This window comes from Lentzea sp., from assembly GCF_035525475.1.
Taxonomy (GTDB): domain Bacteria; phylum Actinomycetota; class Actinomycetes; order Mycobacteriales; family Pseudonocardiaceae; genus Lentzea.
Genome location: NZ_DATLEC010000249.1, coordinates 1 through 17,274, shown reverse-complemented (window position 1 = coordinate 17,274; position 17,274 = coordinate 1). Strand labels below are relative to the sequence as shown.

The window sequence follows — 17,274 nt, the reverse complement described above, 5'->3', positions numbered from 1 at the left end:
GTCAGCACTCGATCACGTTCACGGCGAGGCCGCCGCGCGCGGTTTCCTTGTACTTCACGGACATGTCCTTGCCCGTGTCCCGCATGGTCTTGATGACCTTGTCGAGCGACACGAAGTGCGAGCCGTCGCCGCGCAACGCCATGCGCACGGCGGTGATCGCCTTGATCGACGCGACGGCGTTGCGTTCGATGCACGGGATCTGCACCAGGCCGCCGATCGGGTCGCACGTCAGGCCGAGGTTGTGCTCCATGGCGATCTCGGCGGCGTTCTCGACCTGTTCCGGGGTGCCGCCGAGCACCTCGGCGAGACCGCCGGCCGCCATCGAGCAGGCTGAGCCGACCTCGCCCTGGCAGCCGACCTCGGCGCCGGAGATGGAGGCGTTCTCCTTGAACAGCACGCCGATCGCGCCCGCGGTGAGCAGGAACCGGACGACGCCGTCGTCGTTGGCCCCCGGCACGAACCTCGTGTAGTAGTGCAGCACCGCGGGGACGATGCCGGCCGCGCCGTTCGTCGGTGCGGTGACGACACGGCCGCCCGCCGCGTTCTCCTCGTTGACGGCCAGCGCGAAGAGCGTCACCCAGTCCATGACCCGCAACGGGTCCGTGACGAAGTGCTCGCCCTCCAGCCCCTTGCGCATCTCGGCGGCACGACGGCGGACCTTCAGGCCGCCGGGCAGCACGCCGTGCTCGGTGCAACCGCGTTCCACGCACTCCTGCATGACGTGCCAGATGTGCAGCAGGCCGGACCGCACCTCGTCCTCGGTCCGCCACGACAGCTCGTTGGCCATCATGATCTCGCTGATCGACAGGCCGGTCTCGCGGCAGCGCGCGAGCAGTTCGTCGCCGGTCAGGAACGGGTGCGCCAGCGGCGTGGTGTCCGCCTTGATCCGGTCGGTGCCCGAAGCGTTCTCGTCGACGACGAACCCGCCGCCGATCGAGTAGTAGACGGCGTGCTCGACCGGCTTGCCGTCCGCGAACGCCTCGAAGCTCATCCCGTTGGGGTGCAACGGGAGCGACTTGCGGCGGTGCATGACGAGGTCGCGGTCGTGCCTGAAGCCGATCTCGTGCGCGCCGCCGAGCCGGATCCGTCCACTCGCGACGATCTCCTCGACGCGGGCGGCCGCCACCACGGGGTCGACCTCTTCCGGGAGGTTCCCCTCGAGGCCGAGGAACACGGCCTTGGGGCTGCCGTGCCCGTGCCCGGTCGCGCCGAGCGAGCCGAAGAGCTCGACGTGCACGCGGTCCACTTCGGACACGCGTGCGCCGAGCTTCTCGACGAACATCGCCGCCGCGCGCATCGGGCCGACGGTGTGGGAGCTGGACGGCCCGATGCCGACGGAGAACAGGTCGAAAACGCTGATCGCCACTGATCAGTCCTTCGTGGTGGTGGAGCGGTCAGTCGGGGCCATGTCAGTCGGACTTGGTGAGTTCGGCGTACTTGGCCGCGGTGAGGAGGTTCTCCGCCGACTCCACGCGGACCCGGAACAGCCAACCCTCGCCGTACGGGTCGTTGTTGACGATCGCCGGGTCGTCGACGACAGCGCTGTTGACCTCGATCACCTCACCGGTGACGGGCGAGAACAGGTCGCTGACGGACTTGGTGGACTCCAGCTCGCCGCACACGGCGTTGGTGACGACCTTGGCGCCGACCTCTGGCAGCTGCACGAAGACGATGTCACCGAGGGCGTCCGCCGCGTACTCGGTGATCCCGCAGGTCAGCGGGTCCTGGGTGCCCGGCGTCCAGTCGACCCACTCGTGCTCGGCGGTGTAGAGCAGGTTCTCGGGGAACTGCACGGCGACTCCTCTGGCTGTGACGGATCAGGAAACTTGCGCCCCCTCCGCCGTGCAGAGTTGCCTACCCCGAGTGGTCTTGCTGCCTGAGAGTGTGCGGGAGCTTGCCCCTTCGGCGCCCCGACCTGTGCTCGTCGGGGTCTCTCCCACTCGGGTTCTGGCGCTGACGCGCCGCGGCCGGTCTTCAGTTCTCGGGGGCGAACGCTATGTGCGGCCCCCGCCGGGTGTCAACGCGAGCCGGTCGAGTCACACGCGAGCGCAAACCAAGCCGCTCTGTCCTAGATGAACAACCACACACCTGCTCGATAGTGCGATCAGCACAGTGACATGACCTTCCCACTGCCCCACATTGTGAGATGTCGGCCACCGAACGGAGGAGTCATCGTGCGGATCGCAGTTCCTCGCGAGATCAAGAACCACGAGTACCGCGTCGCTCTCACCCCTGCCGGTGCGCACGAGCTGACCAGCCGCGGCCACGACGTGTTCGTCGAGCAGGGCGCCGGTCTGGGCTCCGCGATCACGGACGAGGAGTACCTCGCCGCGGGCGCCAAGGTCCTCGCGACCGCCGACGACGTGTGGGCAGAGGGCGACATGGTCCTCAAGGTCAAGGAGCCGATCGCCGAGGAGTACCCGCGCCTGCGCGCCGGGCAGACCCTCTTCACCTACCTGCACCTCGCCGCCGACAAGCCGCTGACCGAGGCGCTGCTCGCGTCCGGCACCACGGCCATCGCCTACGAGACCGTGCAGCTGCCGAACCGCGCGCTGCCGCTGCTCGCCCCGATGTCCGAGGTGGCGGGCCGGCTGGCCCCGCAGGTCGGCGCGTTCTCGCTGATGAAGCCCTCCGGCGGCCGTGGCGTGCTGCCCGGCGGCGTCCCCGGTGTCGCCCCCGCCCGCGTGGTCGTCATCGGTGGCGGCGTGGCGGGCGTCAACGCGGCCACCATCGCCGTCGGCATGGGCGCGGACGTGCAGATCCTCGACACCAACGTCGACCGCCTGCGCCAGATCGACGGCCAGTTCCAGGGCCGTCTGCGCACGCTCGCGTCCAACGCGTTCTCCGTCGAGCAGGCCGTCCGCGAGGCCGACCTGGTCATCGGCGCCGTGCTGGTGCCGGGCGCCGCCGCGCCGAAGCTCGTCTCGAACGCGCTGGTCGCCGAGATGAAGCCGGGTTCGGTGCTCATCGACATCGCGATCGACCAGGGCGGCTGCTTCGAGGACTCCCGCGCCACCACGCACGCCGAGCCGACCTACGAGGTCCACAACTCGGTGTTCTACTGCGTGGCGAACATGCCGGGCGCCGTCCCGCGCACCTCGACCTACGCGCTGACCAACGTGACGCTGCCCTACGCCGTCGCGCTGGCCGACAAGGGCTGGGAGAAGGCCCTGAAGGACGACCGTTCGCTCGCCCTGGGCCTCAACGCCCACGCGGGCAAGCTGACCAACGGCCCGGTGGCCGAGGCGACCGGCCTCGCGCACACGCCGCTGGAGTCCGTCATCTGAGGACCAACCCGATGAATGAGGCCCCCGCACGCGATCATGCTGCGGGGGTTTCGCCTACCGCAGGGCTTTGACGCGCGCCTTGATGCCGTCGATCACGCAGTCCAGCCCGAACTCGAACTGCCCCTCCAGCGACCACACCGCCGGATCGTCCAGCATCTCGACGTAGCGGGGGTGCTTCTCCCGGTACAGGTCGGCGATCTTGCGCAGGTCCGGCGGGGGCTGGTCCATCTTGCCCCTGCTCGCGAAGTTGACCTCGGCGATCGCGAAACCCATGACGTAGCTGGACACCGTCGAGGCCGAGAGCGACGCCTCGGCCATCGACAGACCGGCTGCCCGCAGGGGTCCGAGCATGGAATCCGCCATCGCCACGGCGTTCGGGCCGATGGTGGTGAACTCACCGATGCCGCGGACCCACCACGGGTGCTTCTGCGCGAGATGACGCAGCTCGTGCATCATCCCGCGCAGTGCGGGCTCCCACTCGGCGTCGGGCTCCGGCAGGTCGAACTCGCCGTAGACCGCGTCGAGGCAGAGCTCGATCAACGCGTCCTTCGTCGGCACGTGCCAGTACAGCGACATCGGGGCCGCGCCGAGCTGTGCGGCGAGGGTGCGCATGGACAGCTTCTGCATCCCGTGCTCGTCCAGCAGCTCCAGGGCCTTGGCCACGATCGCCTCGCGGCTCAGGCCGAGGGGCTGGCCGCCGCCGGGCCTGGGCTTGCCGAACCACACGCTCTCCACGAGGCGATCCTAAGCACGCCTCAGCAGGATGCTGGCCACCACACCTCCCAGGAACACGGCGATCGCGCCGATCAGCAGGCTGACGCTCATGCCGTTCGAGAACGCCTCGCGCACGACCGCGATGTCCGCGCCGCTGTGCAGGGCCTCGCTCAGCGACCGGCCGGGAACACCGTCCGGCAGCGAGGCCACGAACCGCGCCGACAGCAGCGCGCCGAGCACCGCGATGCCGAACGACGACCCCAGCTCCGTCAGCGTTCCCGACAGCCCGGACGCGATGCCGGCGCGTTCCGGCGGGATCGACCCCATCAGGGCGTTGACCGCGACCGGTTGCGACACACCGACTCCGACGCCGATGAGGACCAGGCCCGCCAGCGTCGGCGGGTAGGTGGTGCCGATCGACAGCAGGGACACGCCGCCCGCGACGATCGTCATGCCGAGCAGCATCGCCCTGCCGGCGCCCAGCTTCACCACGAGCTGCCCCAGGGTGTTGCTGGTGACGAGCAACGCGATCGCCATCGGCGCCACGCGGACGCCGGCCTCCAGCGGGCTGTAGCCGAGCACGCCCTGGAGGTGTTGCGTCAGCAGGAAGAGCGAGCCCGCCATGCCGAACGCGGCCAGCACCCCGGAGGCCACGGCCCCGGTGAAACGACGGTTCTTGAAGAACCCGAGGTCGAGCATCGGCTCCGCGGTGTGCCGTTCCCAGAACGCGAACCCGGTCATCGTCACCACGCCGATGGTGATCGGCACGCCGAACTCCGGCGAGCCGAACCCGTGCTCCGGCACCGAGATCACCGCGTACACGACCGACACCATGCCGACGATCGAGAGCACCGAACCGACCACGTCCGGCTTGCGCACGGTCGGGTCCTTCGACTCCGGCACCAGGAACGCGACGGCCGCGATCGCGAGGACCGCCACCGGCACGTTGATCAGGAACACCGAACCCCACCAGAAGTGCTTGATCAGCGCGCCACCGATCACCGGCCCGGCGGCGAAGCCGAGGCTCGTGACGGCGGCCCAGATGCCGATGGCCTTCGGGCGTTCTTCCTCGTCGAACAACTGCATCAGCACGGCGAGCGTGCCGGGCATCAGCACCGCGGCGCCGATCCCCATGAAGCCGCGGGCCGCGATCAACGCCTCGGACGACCCCGCGTAGGCCGCCACGGCGCTGCCCGCGCCGAACAGGAGCAGCCCGGCCAGAAGCGCTTTCTTGCGGCCGAACCTGTCGCTCAGCGAACCGGTCGTGAGCAGCAGCCCCGCCAGCGCGAGCGAGTAGGCGTTGATCATCCACTGGATGTCCGCGGTGCTGGCGTCCAGACCGGTGGAGATCGACGGGATCGCCACGTTCAGCACGGTGTTGTCCAGCACCACGACCATCACGGACAGGCACAGCACGCCGAGCACGGCCCAGCGCTGCGGGTGCGGGCGCACCCCGACCTCCTCGGTCGTCGAAGTCATCTCGTCCCCCTTACGGTGTACGAGCAACTTACAGCGTACGAGAGTCGTGAGCGCAAGGGGATTTCGCACGGAGCGTGCGCGAGTGGGTGCCGCGGGGTTCCAACGACCTGGCAGGGCGCGAAAGCGCCCAGCGCTTGAGCCTGCGGGGGTGTGGGGGTCGTCCCCACAAAACACTGCGGGCTCTGGCGAAATCGACCGGAGATCGAGGAGCGCCAGAGCCCGCCACGTAAAGGGCGGCCGCGCTCAACCAGCCTGGGGGTCACTGGGAGCGGGGCCGCCGTGACCAAATATAGCGGGCTTCCCGGCGGCGCGCCCAGCACCCCCGCACAAACGCGACCGAAAAGTGTCCCCGACTGGACCACTGCCCCTGTCGGGCTCATCCGGCAAACGAGTGAATTCCCGGTCGCGCGGTGCGGCGAGCAGGGGCGACGGCCGATAAGACGGAGTCGGGTGTCCCCTCGATAGGAGATTCCATGGCTGAACCACAGGGATGGATCCACTGCCACGACCCGTTCGGTCGAGACAGATCGATGACCGTTCTGGTGGAGAACGACCGGGTTCTGCTGGTCACGCCGCCGGGCGAGACGGCTGTGATGTCCGCCACCCAGACCCGCCGGCTCGGCTCCCTGCTCGACCAGGCCACGGCGAAGATGTGATGGACGGGAACCTGCGCGACGCGGTGCTGGAGCGCCTGGCACTGCTGGACAGGGCGGTCGAGCACGGTGAGACCGAGGCGCTGGTCCCGCTGGCCCGCGCGGAGATCCACCGCCTCGCGGACTGCTGGCGCCTGCTGCTGACGGTGCACCAGCCCGGCGAGGACGGCCGCTGCAAGGCCTGTCCCGGCTGGTTGCGGCACCGCAGGTGGCCGTGCCGGGTCTGGAACACGGCGCACCGGCACCTGATCGGTGAAGGGGTGTCGCACCGCGAACGGCGCCGGCCGTTGCGCAACCCGTTCACCCGGCCGGGCGGTGTCGGCCTCCCGGCGGAGACGCCGGCCGAGATGACCGCCGAACTGCCGATCTTCGCGGACGAACCGCGGGTGGTGCACCGCGCGCCCGTCGTGTCCCGGCCCAAGCACGCCTTGCCGGACTGACCTTTCAGGCAGGATGGGCCGCATGCATGACGGCAGCGGCCTCATCGCGGTCCAGAACCTGACCAAGCAGTTCGGTCCGGTGACCGCGGTGCAGAACCTGAGCTTCACCGTGTCACCCGGCAGCGTGACGGGCTTCCTCGGCCCGAACGGCGCCGGCAAGACGACGACCCTGCGAATGCTGCTGGGTCTCGTGAAGCCGTCGGGTGGCACGGCGATGATCAACGGACGACCGTTCCACCAGCTCGGCCAGCCCGGCCGCGTGGTGGGCGCGGTGCTGGAGGCGCAGGGGTTCCACCCCGCCCGCTCCGCCCGCAACCACCTGCGCGTGTACGCGTCGGCCATCGGCGTGCCGGACGCCCAGGCCGACCAGGTCATCGGCCTGGTCGGCCTGGGCAGCGCCGCCGACCGCAAGGTGGGCGGGTTCTCGCTCGGCATGAAGCAGCGGCTCGCGCTCGCCACGGCGTTGCTCGGCGACCCGCAGGTGCTCGTGCTCGACGAGCCGGCGAACGGCCTCGACCCCGAGGGCATCGCGTGGCTGCGCACGTTCCTGCAGTCCTACGCGCGCATGGGCCGCACGGTGCTGATCTCCAGCCACCTGCTGGCCGAGGTCGAGCAGACCGTCGACCAGGTCGTGATCATCTCGCGCGGGCAGACGATGTTCTACGGGCCGTTGCAGCAGTTGCGGCAGTCGCAGCAGAAGCGCGTCCTCGTGCAGCCGTCGGACCACAACGCGCTCGCGACCGCTCTTCGCGCCGAGGGTGTGCAGGCGATCGAGCAGCTGCACGACGGCAGGCTCGCCGTGTCCGGTGTGGACTCCAAGCACGTGGCGGACACCGCGCTTAGGGCGGGCGTCTCGATCTACGGCATCCAGGAGGAGCAGGTCGACCTCGAGCGGCTGTTCTTCCAGCTCACCAGTGGCCAGTACGCCGGGCACGCGCCGGCGCCGTACCAGCAGCAGCAGGGTGGTTGGGCCTGATGGGCAACCTCGTACAGGCGGAGCTCCGCAAGACGACGTCGACCGGCCTGTGGTGGGGTCTGCTGATCCCGACCGCGGTGCTGGCGCTCGGCTGGGGACTCGCGACCGGTCTGCTGGGGCAGTTCTTCGTGGACTTCGCGTCGTCCGGCGACGTCGACGAGGTGTCGGACTTCCTGGGGGTCACGCCCGACCAGTGGAAGATCTCGCTGTTCGGCATGGCGCGGGCGATCAACATCTCCACGATCTTCCCGATGGTCTTCGGCGCGATGGCGATCTCCAGCGAGATCAGCCGCCGGACGATCACCACGACGTTCCTCACCTCGCCGTCGCGCATGCACGCGCTGCTGGCGAAGATGCTGGTCTACGTCCTGTGGGGCGCGATCTACGGCCTCGCGATCATGCTGTTCCTCGGCATCGGCGTGGTGGTCACCAGCGAGTCGGGGCAGCTGCCGGACGCGGGTGGCTGGGCGATGCTGACGCTGGTCTGCGTGCTGTCGTCGATCCTGATGACGATGTTCGGCGTCGGTGTCGGCGCGCTGATCCCGAACGTGGCGGGGGCGATCGTGCTCCTGCTGCTGTACTTCCTGGTGATCGAGAACGTGCTGCACGGCGTGCTCGCGTACCTCGAGGTGCCGGCGGTGATCGGGTTCCTGCCCAACGGGTCGATCAACGGGCTCACCGGGTCGGTCGCGGTCGACCTCTTCCTGTCCGCGGCGGGTGTCGTGCCGCCGGAGATCGAGGACGTGCTGCGGGCCATCGCGGGTGCCGCCGGGGCGCAGGACTGGTGGCTGTCCGGGATCGTGTTCCTCGGCTGGGCCGGGGTCGTCTTCGCGGGCGGCTGGGCGGTCACCCAGGCGAAGGACATCACCTGACCTGCGGCAACTGACGTCACAATTATATGTCGGACCCCAGACGTACTGTGGGTCCCGTGACGAAGGGCTGGATCCGCCGACTGACCGCAGCGTGCTGGCAGCACCCCCGCCTGGTGGTGCTGTCACTGGTCGCCGCGGTCGTCGGCGTGGGTCTCCAAGCGGCGGGACCGTTGCTGCTCAAGACCGCGATCGACGACTCGGCGGGGGGCCGCACGGATCGGCTGTGGCCGCTGATGGTGGCGTTGATCGTGCTGGAGCTGCTCACGTTCGGGTCCGCGTTCTTACGGCGCTACCTGGGCGGGCGGCTGGCGCTGGGCGTGCAGCACGACCTGCGGCTCGGCGTGTTCTCGGCCGTGCAACGGCTCGACGGCGCGAAGCAGGACGAGATGCGGACCGGGCAGATCGTGTCGCGGTCGATCACCGACCTCCAGCTGGTGCAGTCGCTGCTGATGATGGCGCCGCTGGCCGTCGGCACGGTGGTGTTCGCCCTGGCCGCGCTGGCCGCGATGATCTACCTCTCCGTGCCGCTGACGATCATCGCGGTGATCGTGCTGCCGCTGGTGGCGTGGCTCGCGGGCCGCACCCGGCTGACGTTGTTCCCCGCCACGTGGTCCGCGCAGCAGCGGGCGGCCGACCTGGCGCAGCACGTCGAGGAGACCGTCACCGGCGTCCGCGTGGTGAAGGGCTTCGGCCAGGAGGCGCGCGAGGTGGCGCGGCTGGAGAAGCACGCCAAGTCGCTGTTCGCCGAACGGATGCGGGCGGCCGAGCTGTCGTCGAAGCCCCTCGCGACGGTGACGGCGCTGCCGTTGATCGGCCAGGTCGGGGTGCTGGGGCTGGGCGGCTGGCTGGCGTTGCACGGCCAGGTCACGCTGGGCACGTTCCTGGCGTTCACGACGTACGTGGCGAACCTGGTCGGGCCGACGCGGTTGCTGTCGAGCCTGATGGTGTCCGCGCAGCTGGCCCGTGCCGGCGTGGAGCGGGTGTACGAGCTGATCGACTCGCAGCCGGACGTGACGGACGGCCCCGATGAGGTGCCCTCCGGGCCGCTCGGGATCTCGTTCTCCGGCGTGACGTTCGGCTACGCCCGCAGCGAGCCGGTGCTGCGCGACTTCTCGATCTCGGTGGAGCCGGGCGAGACGCTGGCGCTGGTCGGCACCGCGGGGTCCGGCAAGTCGACGGTGTCGTTGCTGCTGCCCCGGTTCTACGACGTGCACTCCGGTGCCGTGCGGGTCGGTGGTGCGGACGTGCGCACGTTGCGGCTGGAGTCGTTGCGCGGTGCGGTGGGCGTGGTGTTCGAGGAGGCGTTCCTGTTCTCCGACACCGTGTACTCGAACATCGCCTACGGCCGTCCGGACGCGTCACGCGAGGACGTCGAACGTGCCGCGAAGGCCGCCGAGGCCCACGACTTCATCGAGGCGTTGCAGGACGGCTACGACACGGTGGTCGGTGAACGCGGCCTGACGCTGTCCGGTGGGCAGCGCCAACGCGTCGCCCTGGCCCGTGCCCTGCTCTCCGACCCGCGCATCCTCGTGCTGGACGACGCGACGTCGGCGGTGGACAACGCGACCGAGGCCGCGATCCACGCGACGCTCGCCTCGGTGACGGCGAACCGCACGACGCTCCTGGTGGCCCACCGGCGTTCGACCCTCTCGCTGGCCGACCGGATCGCGGTTCTCGACGCGGGCCGGGTCGTCGACATCGGCACGCACGAGGAGCTCACCTCCCGCTGCGCCCTCTACCGCGACCTGCTGGCGGGTCCCGGTGAGGCGATCGAGTCGACGCCGCCCGCCAGGACCGGCGAGCTGTGGCCGGCGTTGTCCCAGGAGGACCTGGACCAGCGCCTGATCGACGAGGCCAAGACCTCCTCGTCCGCCTCGGCCGGCCGAGGCGGCGGAACCGGTGGAGGCGCCGGTGGTGGCATGGCCGCGCTGGCCGGCGGCCCGCCCACGCCCGAGCTGCTCGCCCAGGTCCGTTCGCTCCCGCCCGCGACCGAGACCCCGGTCCTGCACGGCGAGGACCCGCGGGCCCCCGACCCCGCCTTCCGGCTGGCACGCCTCCTGCGCCCGGTCCGCTGGGCCCTGACCGGCGTGGCGGCCCTGGTGGTGCTGGACGCCCTGGTGGGCATGGGCCTGCCGGCGCTGGTGCGGCTGGGGGTGGACGGCGGCGTGACGACGGGCGCCGAGTCGTCGCTGTGGCTGGCGGTCGGCCTGGGCATCGGCCTGGTCGTGGTCGGCTGGCTGACCACGGCGGGCAGCACCGTCTACGCCGCCCGTCTCGGCGAACGCCTGCTCTACCTGCTCCGCGTCCGCAGCTACGCCCACCTGCAACGCCTCGGCCTCGACTACTACGAGCGCGAGATGGCCGGCCGCATCATGACGAGGATGACGACGGACGTCGACGCCCTCTCGACGTTCCTGCAGACCGGCCTCGTGACGGCCGTGATCAGCCTGGTCACGGTGGTGGGCATCACCGCGGCCCTGGTCCTCACCGACGTCTCGCTGGCCCTGATCGCCCTGTCGGTCCTCCCGGTCCTGGCGATCGCGACGGTGGTCTTCCAGCGCCTCTCCTCCACCGCCTACGCCGAAGCCCGGGAACGGGTGAGCGCGGTCAACGCCGACCTCCAGGAGAACGTCTCGGGCCTGCGCGTCTCCCAGGCCTACACGAGGGAACGCCGCTCGGCGGAAGCCTTCGCCGAACGCAGCGACGCCTACCGCCGCTCCCGCCTGCGCGCCCAGCGCTACATCGCCACGTACTTCCCGTTCGTCTCGCTGCTCTCGGGTGTGGCCCAGGCCGTCGTCCTGGCGGTGGGCGCCCACCGGGTCGCCGCCGGCACCCTGACCCCGGGCATCCTGCTGGCCTTCCTGCTGTACCTGGGCCTGTTCTTCAGCCCGATCCAGCAGCTCTCCGGCGTCTTCGACGGCTACCAGCAGGCCAGAGTGGGCCTGCGCCGCATCGGCGACCTGCTCCGCACACCGAGCACGGTCGAACCGCCGAAGACCCCGATCCCCGTCCCTGCCCGCCTCCGGGGCGAGGTGGACCTCCGCAACGTCTCCTTCACCTACAGGGGAGCCGACCAACCGGCCCTCTCCGACGTGACCCTGCACGTGACACCGGGCGAAACCGTCGCACTGGTAGGCGAAACGGGCGCGGGCAAGTCCACTTTGGTCAAACTCATCGCCCGCTTCTACGACGCCACGACAGGCACGGTCGCGGTGGACGGCGTGGACGTCCGCACGTACGACCTCTCCGCCTACCGCCAACGCCTGGGCGTGGTCCCCCAGGAAGCCCACCTCTTCGGCGGCGACATAGCCGACAACGTCGCCTACGGCCGCCCCTCAGCCACCAAGGAAGAAATCCAGCAGGCAGTGGAAACGGTCGGCGCCCTCCCCATGGTCGCGACCCTCCCCCACGGCTTCCGCCAACCGGTGGGCGAACGGGGCAACCACCTCTCAGCGGGCCAGCGCCAACTGGTGGCCCTGGCCAGAGCCGAACTGGTCCAGCCGGACGTCCTCCTGCTGGACGAGGCCACCGCAGCCCTGGACCCGGCCACCGAGTCAGCGGTACTGACCGCCAGCGACCACCTGGCCGGCGCCCGCACGACCTTCGTGGTGGCCCACCGCCTGGCCACAGCGGCCAGGGCGGACCGCATAGTCGTGCTGGCAGGCGGCCGCATAGTCGAACAGGGCACCCACGCCGACCTCCTGGCGTCCAACGGCACCTACGCCCGCCTGTGGCGCCACGGAACCTCCGAAGCCGCCTAGCCCAACCCCAACGCCCGCGTCGAAGCGGAGGGACCACCTCGCCCAGGTGGTCCCCCAGACAGCCCGGAGACCCAACGCCCACACCTCGGCGTGCGGCGTCCTGCCCGGCTGCCACGCAACACGCCCGACGAGGCGCCGACAGCCCTTCGCTGCCGGCGCCTCGCCCTCTGCTCCCCACCCCGCTGCCTTCTGGCCCTGGCCGTGGCCCGCACCACGAACCCTCGTCCCCGCCCCGCCCCATGACGTACAAACCAACCCCCAGGTCAGCGACGCCGAGGAGCCCCCGATGCCCCGCCCGAAAGTCCTCTACGTCTCCGACCTCGCCTACCCGGCCAGGGGCCGCCGCTACTGCGACGAGGACATCTACCTGACCTCCCGCCTGCGCGAAGCCTTCGACCTGGCCATCGCGCACCCGAAGGACGCCGCCGGCCTCATGGCGGGCTTCGACACCGTGGTGATTCGCAACAGCGGCCCGGTGATCGACTACCCGGACGCCTACCGGCACTTCCGCGAGCGGGCGAGGGCCACGGGGCAGCGCGTCTACAACCCGCTCACCGGCAAGGCCGACATGGCGGGCAAGCAGTACCTGGTCGACCTCACCGAGCTGGGCTTCCCGGTCATCCCCACCGTCGACGACCTGCGGCACCTCGACCGGCTGCCGCGGGTGGCCGAGTACGTCGTGAAGCCGAAGGCCGGCGCCGACTCGCACGGGCTGGAGTTCGTGAGCGCGGACGACCTCACCGAAAAAGAGGACGTCCTCATCCAGCCCAAGATCGATTTCCGGTACGAGGTGTCGTTCTACTTCGTGGACCACGGCTTCCAGTACGCCCTCAACGCGCCGGACCCCGCCCGGCGCTGGGAGCTCGCGCGGTACGAACCGAGCCGGGAGGACCTGGAGTTCGCGCGGAGGTTCATCGACTGGAACGGCCTGGAACACGGAATCCAGCGCGTCGACGCTTGCCGCACCCGGGAAGGGGAACTCCTGCTGGTGGAGCTGGAGGACCTGAACCCGTACCTGTCGCTGGACAGGACCTCCGACGAGACCAGGGCGGGGTTCGTCGAGGCGATGACCGCGTCGGTCCTGCGTTCACTGGGCTGAACAAGATCAATTCACATGCGGCCGGTGGTGTACCTACCGTGAACTGATCACCGCGTTCGGTGCGTATGCCACTCCGACGGCACGAGAAAGCAGGTGAAAGGATGATGCGCACATCAAGAACTGCTCAACTGCGGGTGACGCCGGGTCCGTCCTGATCGATCCTGTGACAGAGCACTCCTTGCCAGGTACCTCCAGCGTGTGAAGGCCGACGCCGAGGGGACTAGCCTGACTACCGCATGAGTCAACACCAAGAGCGAGATGGATAGAGGCGAGCGCGAGCCGTGTCCAGCAGCAGTCCTGCGTCACAATTCGGGCCGAACGAGTGGCTAGTCGAGGAGATGTACGAGCAGTTCCTCGCTGACCCGTCGTCGGTTGACCCGGCGTGGCACGACTTCTTTGCCGACTACAAGCGTGCGGGTGGCAACGGCAGTGCCGCCGCCACGGCCAGCGCTGGTAGCTCCTCGGCCACCAAGACCGCGACCGTGACGCCGCCGGCGGCCGACAACGGCAAGCCCGCGCCCGCCGCCGCACCCAAGCCTGCCGCGCAGTCGCAGTCCAAGCAGGCGCAGCCGAAGCAGGCGGCCTCGTTGCCGTCCTCCGGCAAGCCCGCGCCGCAGCAGGCCGCCAAGGCCAAGCCGGTCACGCAGAGCGCGCAGCCCGAGCAGAAGCAGCTGCGCGGCGCCGCCGCCGCGATCGCGAAGAACATGGAGCTGTCGCTCACCGTTCCGACCGCGACCAGCGTGCGCGCCGTGCCCGCGAAGCTGCTGGCCGACAACCGCATCGTCATCAACAACCACCTGAAGCGGACGCGTGGCGGGAAGGTCTCCTTCACCCACGTCATCGGCTACGCGGTCGTCCGGGCGCTGCAGGCGTTCCCGAACATGAACCGCCACTACGCCGAGGTCGACGGCAAGCCGTTCGTCGTCACGCCGGAGCACGTCAACTTCGGCCTGGCGATCGACCTGCCCGGCAAGGACGGCAGCCGCACGCTGGTCGTCGCGTCGGTCAAGGGCTGCGAGAACATGACGTTCACGCAGTTCTGGCAGGCCTACGAGGACCTGATCCGCAAGGCCCGCACGGGTGCGCTGACCACCGAGGACTTCTCCGGCACCACGATCTCGCTGACCAACCCCGGCACGATCGGCACGAACCACTCGGTGCCGCGGCTGCAGGCCGGTCAGGGCGCGATCATCGGCGTCGGCGCCATGGAGTACCCCGCGCACTTCCAGGGCACCAGCGAGCAGGCGCTCACCGACATGGGCGTCAGCAAGATCATCACGCTGACCAGCACGTACGACCACCGCATCATCCAGGGTGCCGAGTCGGGCGAGTTCCTCAAGCGCGTGCACCAGCTGCTGCTCGGCGAGGACGGCTTCTACGACGAGATCTTCGCGTCGCTGCGGCTGCCGTACGAGCCGATCCGCTGGGTCGCGGACATCCCCGAGGGCGCCGTCGACAAGACCGCGCGCGTCATCGAGCTGATCGACGCGTTCCGCACGCGCGGCCACCTGATGGCCGACACGGACCCGCTGAACTACCGCCAGCGCAGCCACGCCGACCTGGACGTGCTCAGCCACGGCCTCACGCTGTGGGACCTCGACCGCGAGTTCCCCGTCGGCGGCTTCGCCGGCAAGGAGCGGATGAAGCTCCGCGACATCCTGGGCGTGCTGCGCAACTCGTACTGCCGCACCGTCGGCGTCGAGTACATGCACATCCTCGAGCCAGAAGAGCGCCGCTGGATCCAGGAGCGCGTCGAGGTCCCGCACGAGAAGCCGCCGGCCACCGTGCAGAAGTACATCCTCAGCAAGCTGAACGCGGCCGAGGCGTTCGAGACGTTCCTGCAGACGAAGTACGTCGGCCAGAAGCGCTTCTCGCTGGAGGGCGGCGAGACCGTCATCCCGCTGCTCGACGCGGTGCTCGACAAGGCAGCCGAGCACGAGCTCGACGAGGTCGTCATCGGCATGCCGCACCGCGGCCGCCTGAACGTGCTCGCGAACATCGTCGGCAAGCCGATCTCGCAGATCTTCCGCGAGTTCGAGGGCAACCTCGACCCCGGTCAGGCGCACGGCTCCGGCGACGTGAAGTACCACCTCGGCGCCGAGGGCAAGTACTTCCGGATGTTCGGCGACGGCGAGACCAAGGTGTCGCTGACCGCCAACCCGTCGCACCTCGAGGCGGTCGACCCGGTGCTCGAGGGCATCGTGCGCGCCAAGCAGGACATGATCGACAAGGGCGGCGACTTCTTCCCCGTCCTGCCGGTCGCGATGCACGGTGACGCGGCGTTCGCGGGTCAGGGCGTCGTCGCCGAGACGCTGAACCTGGCGCTCGTGCGCGGCTACCGCACCGGTGGCACGGTCCACATCGTCGTGAACAACCAGGTCGGCTTCACCACGGCGCCGGAGCACTCGCGGTCCTCGAAGTACTCGACCGACGTCGCGAAGATGATCGGCTCGCCGGTCTTCCACGTGAACGGCGACGACCCCGAGGCCTGCTACTGGGTCGCGAAGCTGGCCGTCGAGTACCGCCAGGCGTTCCACAAGGACGTCGTGATCGACATGGTCTGCTACCGCCGCCGCGGCCACAACGAGGGCGACGACCCCTCGATGACGCAGCCGGCGATGTACGACGTGATCGACACCAAGCGCTCGGTGCGCAAGACCTACACCGAGTCGCTGATCGGCCGCGGCGACATCTCCGTCGAAGAGGCCGAGAAGGCGTTGCAGGACTTCTCCAGCCAGCTGGAGCACGTCTTCAACGAGGTGCGCGAGCTGGAGAAGCACCCGATCAAGACCTCGCCGTCGATCGAGGAGGAGCAGCAGGTCCCGGCCAAGCTGCCCACCGGCATCGACCGGTCGATCATCGAGGCGATCGCGGACGCGCACGTGAACCTGCCGGAGGGCTTCACCCCGCACCCGAGGGTCAAGCCGGTGCTGGAGCGGCGCGCGAAGATGGCCCGCGAGGGTGGCATCGACTGGGCGTTCGCCGAGCTGCTGGCGTTCGGGTCGCTGGTGGTGGAGGGTCGCACGGTCCGGTTGGCGGGCCAGGACTCGCGGCGCGGCACGTTCGTGCAGCGGCACGCGACGCTGGTGGACCGGAAGAAGAACGAGGAGTTCACGCCGCTGCAGAACCTGTCGGACGACCAGGGCAAGTTCATGGTCTACGACTCGGTGCTGTCGGAGTTCGCGGCGCTGGGCTTCGAGTACGGCTACTCGGTGGCCAACCCGGACGCGCTGGTGCTGTGGGAGGCGCAGTTCGGCGACTTCGTGAACGGCGCGCAGCCGGTCATCGACGAGTTCATCTCGTCCGGTGAGGCGAAGTGGGGCCAGGTCTCGGACGTGGTGCTGCTGCTGCCGCACGGTCACGAGGGCCAGGGCCCGGACCACACGTCGGGCCGGATCGAGCGGTTCCTCCAGCTGTGCGCGGAGGGCTCGATGACGATCGCGGTGCCGTCCACGCCGGCGAACTACTTCCACCTGCTGCGCCGGCACGCGCTGGACGGCGTGAACCGCCCGCTGGTGGTGTTCACGCCGAAGTCGATGCTGCGCCTGAAGACCGCGGTCAGCCCGGTCGAGGCGTTCGTGGAGGAGAAGTTCCAGTCGGTGATCGACGACCCGACCGGTGTCGACCCGAGCGCGGTGCGCAAGGTCCTGCTGTGCAGCGGCAAGATCTACTACGAGCTGCTGGCCGAGCAGGAGAAGCGGGGTTCCAAGGACGTCGCGGTCGTGCGGATCGAGCAGCTGTACCCGGTGCCGGCGCGCAAGCTGACCGCCGCCCTGGACCGCTACCCGAACGCCACCGAGGTCCGCTGGGTCCAGGAGGAGCCGGCGAACCAGGGCGCGTGGCCGTTCTTCGGCTTGGCGCTGCCCGAGCTGCTGCCGGAGCGGTTCGCCGTGAAGCGCGTCTCGCGCCGCCCGATGTCCGCCCCGTCCGCCGGGTCGTCCAAGGTGCACGAGGTCGAGCAGCGCGAGCTGATCGCGAAGGCGTTCGAGTAAG

At 69.7% G+C, this 17,274-nt stretch carries 12 protein-coding genes and 1 riboswitch; of the genes, 8 read left to right on the top strand and 4 right to left on the bottom strand.

The genetic code is table 11. The features are described from left to right. Position 1: 1 nt before the first annotated feature. Together VM306_RS37255 and gcvH are read right to left on the bottom strand one after the other, a co-directional pair. On the bottom strand, positions 2–1,366 hold the full coding sequence (locus tag VM306_RS37255; RefSeq protein WP_325523482.1) for an L-serine ammonia-lyase: 1,365 nt from the start codon (positions 1,364–1,366) through the stop codon (positions 2–4). A 43-nt stretch (positions 1,367–1,409) separates the two neighbouring features. Further along, positions 1,410–1,793 carry a glycine cleavage system protein GcvH gene (gcvH, locus tag VM306_RS37250; protein WP_325523480.1) on the bottom strand — a complete coding sequence of 128 codons (384 nt, stop codon included), beginning with the start codon at positions 1,791–1,793 and terminating at the stop codon, positions 1,410–1,412. Between the two features lie 61 nt (positions 1,794–1,854). Then, positions 1,855–1,949, bottom strand: a riboswitch (glycine riboswitch). Between the two features lie 225 nt (positions 1,950–2,174). On the opposite strand from gcvH, the gene ald reads away from it, so the two are divergent. Continuing rightward, complete coding sequence (gene ald, locus VM306_RS37245) at positions 2,175–3,287, top strand: alanine dehydrogenase (RefSeq protein ID WP_325523479.1); 1,113 nt, start codon at positions 2,175–2,177, stop codon at positions 3,285–3,287. Between the two features lie 54 nt (positions 3,288–3,341). On the opposite strand, the gene VM306_RS37240 is transcribed toward ald, so the two are convergent. Beyond that, positions 3,342–4,022 carry a TetR/AcrR family transcriptional regulator gene (locus tag VM306_RS37240; RefSeq protein WP_325523478.1) on the bottom strand — a complete coding sequence of 227 codons (681 nt, stop codon included), beginning with the start codon at positions 4,020–4,022 and terminating at the stop codon, positions 3,342–3,344. Positions 4,023–4,031: 9 nt separating this feature from the next. After that, positions 4,032–5,480 (bottom strand): MFS transporter, encoded by a 1,449-nt coding sequence (locus VM306_RS37235; RefSeq protein ID WP_325523477.1) that lies wholly within the window; start codon positions 5,478–5,480, stop codon positions 4,032–4,034. Between the two features lie 530 nt (positions 5,481–6,010). On the opposite strand from VM306_RS37235, the gene VM306_RS37230 reads away from it, so the two are divergent. The 7 genes from VM306_RS37230 to VM306_RS37200 all read left to right on the top strand — a co-directional run bounded on the left by VM306_RS37230 (position 6,011) and on the right by VM306_RS37200 (position 17,273). Further along, positions 6,011–6,136, top strand: coding sequence for a hypothetical protein (locus VM306_RS37230; protein ID WP_281248831.1), 126 nt, complete (start codon positions 6,011–6,013; stop codon positions 6,134–6,136). Further along, a complete protein-coding gene (locus VM306_RS37225; protein WP_325523474.1) occupies positions 6,136–6,573 on the top strand; it encodes a hypothetical protein in 438 nt (145 codons plus the stop codon). The genes VM306_RS37230 and VM306_RS37225 overlap by 1 nt, the downstream gene beginning before the upstream one ends. A 22-nt stretch (positions 6,574–6,595) precedes the next feature. Continuing rightward, positions 6,596–7,549: an ABC transporter ATP-binding protein gene (locus VM306_RS37220; RefSeq protein ID WP_325523472.1), complete on the top strand. Its 954-nt coding sequence runs from the start codon at positions 6,596–6,598 to the stop codon at positions 7,547–7,549. Further along, positions 7,549–8,421 (top strand): hypothetical protein, encoded by an 873-nt coding sequence (locus tag VM306_RS37215; RefSeq protein ID WP_325523470.1) that lies wholly within the window; start codon positions 7,549–7,551, stop codon positions 8,419–8,421. Before VM306_RS37220 ends, VM306_RS37215 begins: the two co-directional genes overlap by 1 nt. Positions 8,422–8,447: 26 nt before the next feature. Next, entirely contained in the window at positions 8,448–12,182 is a 3,735-nt protein-coding gene (locus VM306_RS37210) for an ABC transporter ATP-binding protein (protein ID WP_325523468.1), read from the top strand. Positions 12,183–12,468: 286 nt separating this feature from the next. Further along, positions 12,469–13,281 (top strand): hypothetical protein, encoded by an 813-nt coding sequence (locus VM306_RS37205; protein ID WP_325523466.1) that lies wholly within the window; start codon positions 12,469–12,471, stop codon positions 13,279–13,281. 281 nt (positions 13,282–13,562) lie between these two features. Beyond that, positions 13,563–17,273, top strand: coding sequence for a multifunctional oxoglutarate decarboxylase/oxoglutarate dehydrogenase thiamine pyrophosphate-binding subunit/dihydrolipoyllysine-residue succinyltransferase subunit (locus VM306_RS37200; RefSeq protein WP_325523464.1), 3,711 nt, complete (start codon positions 13,563–13,565; stop codon positions 17,271–17,273). Position 17,274 lies beyond the last annotated feature (1 nt).

Coding starts and splice junctions, on each gene's coding strand:
- VM306_RS37235 (WP_325523477.1), bottom strand. CDS start 5,480: ATGACTTCGACGACCGAGGAGGTCGGGGTGCGCCCGCACCCGCAGCGC.
- VM306_RS37230 (WP_281248831.1), top strand. CDS start 6,011: ATGACCGTTCTGGTGGAGAACGACCGGGTTCTGCTGGTCACGCCGCCG.
- VM306_RS37225 (WP_325523474.1), top strand. CDS start 6,136: ATGGACGGGAACCTGCGCGACGCGGTGCTGGAGCGCCTGGCACTGCTG.
- VM306_RS37220 (WP_325523472.1), top strand. CDS start 6,596: ATGCATGACGGCAGCGGCCTCATCGCGGTCCAGAACCTGACCAAGCAG.
- VM306_RS37215 (WP_325523470.1), top strand. CDS start 7,549: ATGGGCAACCTCGTACAGGCGGAGCTCCGCAAGACGACGTCGACCGGC.
- VM306_RS37210 (WP_325523468.1), top strand. CDS start 8,448: ATGTCGGACCCCAGACGTACTGTGGGTCCCGTGACGAAGGGCTGGATC.
- VM306_RS37205 (WP_325523466.1), top strand. CDS start 12,469: ATGCCCCGCCCGAAAGTCCTCTACGTCTCCGACCTCGCCTACCCGGCC.